2 tRNA genes and 2 rRNA genes are annotated in these 5194 nt (G+C 49.1%); all 4 read right to left on the bottom strand.

What is annotated here, in order from left to right:
- Window positions 1–61 precede the first annotated feature (61 nt).
- The 4 genes from ABD960_RS16875 to ABD960_RS16890 all read right to left on the bottom strand — a co-directional run bounded on the left by ABD960_RS16875 (window position 62) and on the right by ABD960_RS16890 (window position 5168).
- Window positions 62–2937 (bottom strand): 23S ribosomal RNA (locus tag ABD960_RS16875).
- A gap of 272 nt (window positions 2938–3209) precedes the next feature.
- Window positions 3210–3283: transfer RNA gene (locus ABD960_RS16880), tRNA-Ala, on the bottom strand.
- Between the two features lie 82 nt (window positions 3284–3365).
- A tRNA-Ile gene (locus ABD960_RS16885) sits at window positions 3366–3440 on the bottom strand.
- 206 nt (window positions 3441–3646) lie between these two features.
- Window positions 3647–5168 (bottom strand): 16S ribosomal RNA (locus ABD960_RS16890).
- The 16S and 23S rRNA genes sit together here with 2 tRNA genes alongside, the layout of an rRNA operon.
- Window positions 5169–5194 lie beyond the last annotated feature (26 nt).

Raw genomic sequence — 5194 nt, forward strand, 5'->3', positions numbered from 1 at the left:
TGACATATTATTGAAAGAAGTTATTGAAAAGGGTGAGAAGACAACAATATAGTTCTGTTGCTTGAGAAAGCTTCGGGCGATTAGTATTACTCGGCTTTGATGTCACCACCTTTACACCTGTAACCTATCAACGTGATAGTCTGTCACGACCCTATAAGGAAGTCTCATCTCGTGGCTAGTTTCGCACTTAGATGCTTTCAGCGCTTATCTATTCCCAACGTAGCTACTCTGCAGTACAGCTGGCGCCATAACAGATTCACCAGAGGTTAGTCCAACCCGGTCCTCTCGTACTAAGGTCAGCCCCACTCAAACTTCCAACGCCCACAACAGATAGGGACCGAACTGTCTCGCGACGTTCTGAACCCAGCTCGCGTGCCACTTTAATGAGCGAACAGCTCAACCCTTGGGACCTTCTCCAGCCCCAGGATGTGACGAGCCGACATCGAGGTGCCAAACCTCCCCGTCGATATGAGCTCTTGGGGGAGATCAGCCTGTTATCCCCAGCGTACCTTTTATCCTTTGAGCGATGGCCCTTCCATGCAGAACCACCGGATCACTATATCCGTCTTTCGACCCTGCTCGGCTTGTCTGCCTCACAGTCAAGCAAGCTTTTGCTATTGCACTCCGCGTACGGTTACCAAGCGTACTGAGCTTACCTTTGAAAGCCTCCGTTACCTTTTTGGAGGCGACCACCCCAGTCAAACTACCCGCCAAACAATGTCCTCCGCACTGCAGAGTTAGACACCAAATACAGAAAGGGTGGTATTTCAACGTTGGCTCCACAAGTCCTGGCGAACCTGCTTCAAAGCCTCCCACCTATCCTACACATCCTGTATCCGATATCAATGTTAAGTTGTAGTGAAGGTGCATGGGGTCTTTCCGTCCCGTTGCGGGTAACCGGCGTCTTCACCGATACCACAATTTCACCGAGCTCATGGCTGAGACAGCGCCCAGATCGTTACACCATTCGTGCAGGTCGGAACTTACCCGACAAGGAATTTCGCTACCTTAGGACCGTTATAGTTACGGCCGCCGTTTACCGGGGCTTCGATTCAATGCTTCGCCTTGCGACTAACATCCCCTCTTAACCTTCCGGCACCGGGCAGGTGTCAGGCCTTATACGTCATCTTGCGATTTTGCAAAGCCATGTGTTTTTGTTAAACAGTCGCCTGGGCCTTTTCACTGCGGCTGACATTGCTGCCAGCGCCCCTTCTCCCGAAGTTACAGGGCCATTTTGCCGAGTTCCTTAGCCATGATTCACTCGAGCACCTTAGGATTCTCTCCTCGACTACCTGTGTCGGTTTACGGTACGGGTTTTTATAACCTGAAGCTTAGCGGGTTTTCTTGGAAGTCTGATTACCTGAACTATCCCATCCCCCGAAGGTTCCGAGTACTATCAGCTTTCAGCAAAGAATGCGTACTTTACTACATCCTCTATACCTACGGCCTTTAACGAACTATTCCGTCAGTTCGCGTCAGTGTCACTACTCCGTCACCGCATCGCAGTTATAAAAAGTACTGGAATATTAACCAGTTGTCCATCGGCTGCGCCTTTCGGCTTCACCTTAGGCCCCGACTAACCCTGATCCGATTAGCGTTGATCAGGAAACCTTAGTCTTTCGGTGGGCGGGTTTCTCTCCCGCCTTATCGTTACTTATGCCTACATTTGCTTTTCTATTCTCTCCACAGTCAGTTACCTTCCTGCTTCGCCGATAATAGAATGCTCCCCTACCAGTGTATATTAATATACAATCCATAGCTTCGGTATACCATTTAATGCCCGTTTATTATCCATGCCCGGCCGCTCGACTAGTGAGCTGTTACGCACTCTTTAAATGAATGGCTGCTTCCAAGCCAACATCCTAGCTGTCTGTGCAGCCGGACCTCGTTAGTTCAACTTAATGGTAATTTGGGGACCTTAGCTGATGGTCTGGGTTCTTTCCCTCTCGGCCATGGACCTTAGCACCCATAGCCTCACTCCAGCGTATATTATCAAGCATTCGGAGTTTATCTGGATTTGGTAGGATTTGACTCCCCCGCACCCAATTAGTAGCTCTACCTCTTAATAACTTTACCGCCAGGCTGTTCCTAAAAACATTTCGGGGAGTACGAGCTATTTCCCAGTTTGATTAGCCTTTCACCCCTACCCACAAATCATCCGGAAACTTTTCAACGTTTATCGGTTCGGTCCTCCAGTACCTGTTACGGCACCTTCAACCTGTCCATGGGTAGATCACAAGGTTTCGCGTCTACCTCCTCTGACTGCACGCCCTATTCAGACTCGCTTTCGCTTCGGATCCGTGTCTTAAACACTTAACCTTGCCAGAGAAGAGTAACTCGTAGGCTCATTATGCAAAAGGCACGCCGTCACCCCAGAAGGGCTCCGACCGCTTGTAAGCACACGGTTTCAGGTTCTATTTCACTCCCCTGTTCGGGGTTCTTTTCACCTTTCCCTCACGGTACTGGTTCACTATCGGTCTCTCAGGAGTATTTAGCCTTACCGGATGGTGCCGGCAAATTCCTACAAGGCGTCTCCGACCTCGCAGTACTCAGGATACCACTATCCGATTATTACTTACCCGTACGCAGCTCTCATGCTCTATGGCGCGGTTTCCCACCCGCTTCCGGTTCATTTTAATCTTCATGTTGTGGTCCTACTACCCCGTATATGCCGTAACATATATGGTTTGGGCTTCTTCCATTTCGCTCGCCACTACTCTGGAAATCACTGTTGTTTTCTCTTCCTCTGCTTACTTAGATGTTTCAGTTCAGCAGGTTAGCGCTTTTGCATCTATTCTTCAAATAGATAGGTTTCCCCATTCGGAAATCCGCGGATTAATTCATATTTGCTAATCCCCGCGGCTTATCGCAGCTTATCACGTCCTTCATCGCCTCTGAGAGCCTAGGCATCCCCCGTGTGCCCTTTCTTACTTTCTTCTACGCATACGCCTTTTGCGCCGTATGGTATGCTTTTTTGGTAATCTTTTTTAGATTCAGGAATTAAGAGCCAGGATTCAAGATTTGCATCTTGTTTCTTTACTCTTGTTTCTTGTTTCACTAAAAGACTCCCTATTGTTGTCTTCTCGTTTTTTCAATTACTTCTTCCAATATGTCAAAGAACGTTTTGTCTGAGGTGTAAAGGTGAAAGCTGAAAGGTGCAAAGGTGTTAACCTTTTCCTTTTGCCTTTATCTTTTTCCCTTAAACAGCGTGGAGAATAACGGATTCGAACCGTTGACCCCCTGCGTGCAAGGCAGGTGCTCTAGCCAGCTGAGCTAATCCCCCTGTTGATGTGGTGAAGGGTTTAAAGCGTAAAGGTTAAAGGTCTTTACCTTTTTCCTTTTCTTTTCTCCTTTTACCGCCGCTGTAGTCCCGAGCAGATTTGAACTGCTGACCCCTACATTATCAGTGTAGTGCTCTAACCAAACTGAGCTACGGGACTGTCTTTTAGTTTGCAGTTACCAGTGTGCAGTTTTCAGATTAAACTGCTTACTGCCTACTGCTGACCGCCAACTGTGTCCTGTAAGCTTGGTTACAGTCACCCTGATGGCTTCATCTTCCGGGTTTCCTTTTGTTTTTTTATCAAGAAAAATAAATCATGTGCATAGCAGTTTCTGCCCCTTTCATTTCTTTGGGATACTGCTCCAGAAAGGAGGTATTCCAGCCACACCTTCCGGTACGGCTACCTTGTTACGACTTAGCCCCAGTTACCGACTTTACCCTAGGACGCTCCTTGCGGTTACGCACTTCAGGCACTTCCAGCTTCCATGGCTTGACGGGCGGTGTGTACAAGGCCCGGGAACGTATTCACCGCGTCATTGCTGATACGCGATTACTAGCGAATCCAACTTCACGGGGTCGAGTTGCAGACCCCGATCCGAACTGTGAATGGCTTTACGAGATTGGCATCCTGTTGCCAGGTAGCTGCCCGCTGTACCATCCATTGTAGCACGTGTGTAGCCCCGGACGTAAGGGCCATGATGACTTGACGTCGTCCCCTCCTTCCTCTCTATTTGCATAGGCAGTCTGTTTAGAGTCCCCACCATTACATGCTGGCAACTAAACATAGGGGTTGCGCTCGTTGCGGGACTTAACCCAACACCTCACGGCACGAGCTGACGACAGCCATGCAGCACCTAGTTTCGTGTCCCGAAGGACTGAGACGTCTCTGTCTCATTCACTAACTTTCAAGCCCGGGTAAGGTTCCTCGCGTATCATCGAATTAAACCACATGCTCCTCCGCTTGTGCGGGCCCCCGTCAATTCCTTTGAGTTTCACCCTTGCGGGCGTACTCCCCAGGTGGAACACTTAACGCTTTCGCTTAGACGCTGACCGTATATCGCCAACATCGAGTGTTCATCGTTTAGGGCGTGGACTACCAGGGTATCTAATCCTGTTTGATCCCCACGCTTTCGTGCCTCAGCGTCAATCTCACTTTAGTAAGCTGCCTTCGCAATTGGTGTTCTGTGACATATCTATGCATTTCACCGCTACTTGTCACATTCCGCCTACTTCAAGTGTATTCAAGCTCTTCAGTATCAAAGGCACTGCGACAGTTGAGCTGCCGTCTTTCACCCCTGACTTAAAAAGCCGCCTACGCACCCTTTAAACCCAATAAATCCGGATAACGCTCGGATCCTCCGTATTACCGCGGCTGCTGGCACGGAGTTAGCCGATCCTTATTCTTACAGTACATTCAGCTCTCTACACGTAGAGAGGTTTATTCCCGTACAAAAGCAGTTTACAACCCGTAGGGCCGTCTTCCTGCACGCGGCATGGCTGGTTCAGGCTTGCGCCCATTGACCAATATTCCTTACTGCTGCCTCCCGTAGGAGTCTGGTCCGTGTCTCAGTACCAGTGTGGGGGGTCATCCTCTCAGATCCCCTAAACATCGTCGCCTTGGTAAGCCGTTACCTTACCAACTAGCTAATGTTCCGCATGCCCATCTTTACCCTATAAATATTTGATCAAAATATGATGCCATATCTCAATTTTATGCGGTGTTAATCTCTCTTTCGAGAGGCTATCCCCCTGGTAAAGGTAGGTTGCATACGTGTTACGCACCCGTGCGCCACTCTCATCGGGAGCAAGCTCCCGAATCCCGTCCGACTTGCATGTATTAGGCCTGCCGCTAGCGTTCATCCTGAGCCAGGATCAAACTCTCCATTGTATAATGTTTTGTTTGTTTTACCTGAC

This window comes from Mucilaginibacter defluvii (assembly GCF_039543225.1).
Taxonomy (GTDB): domain Bacteria; phylum Bacteroidota; class Bacteroidia; order Sphingobacteriales; family Sphingobacteriaceae; genus Mucilaginibacter; species Mucilaginibacter defluvii.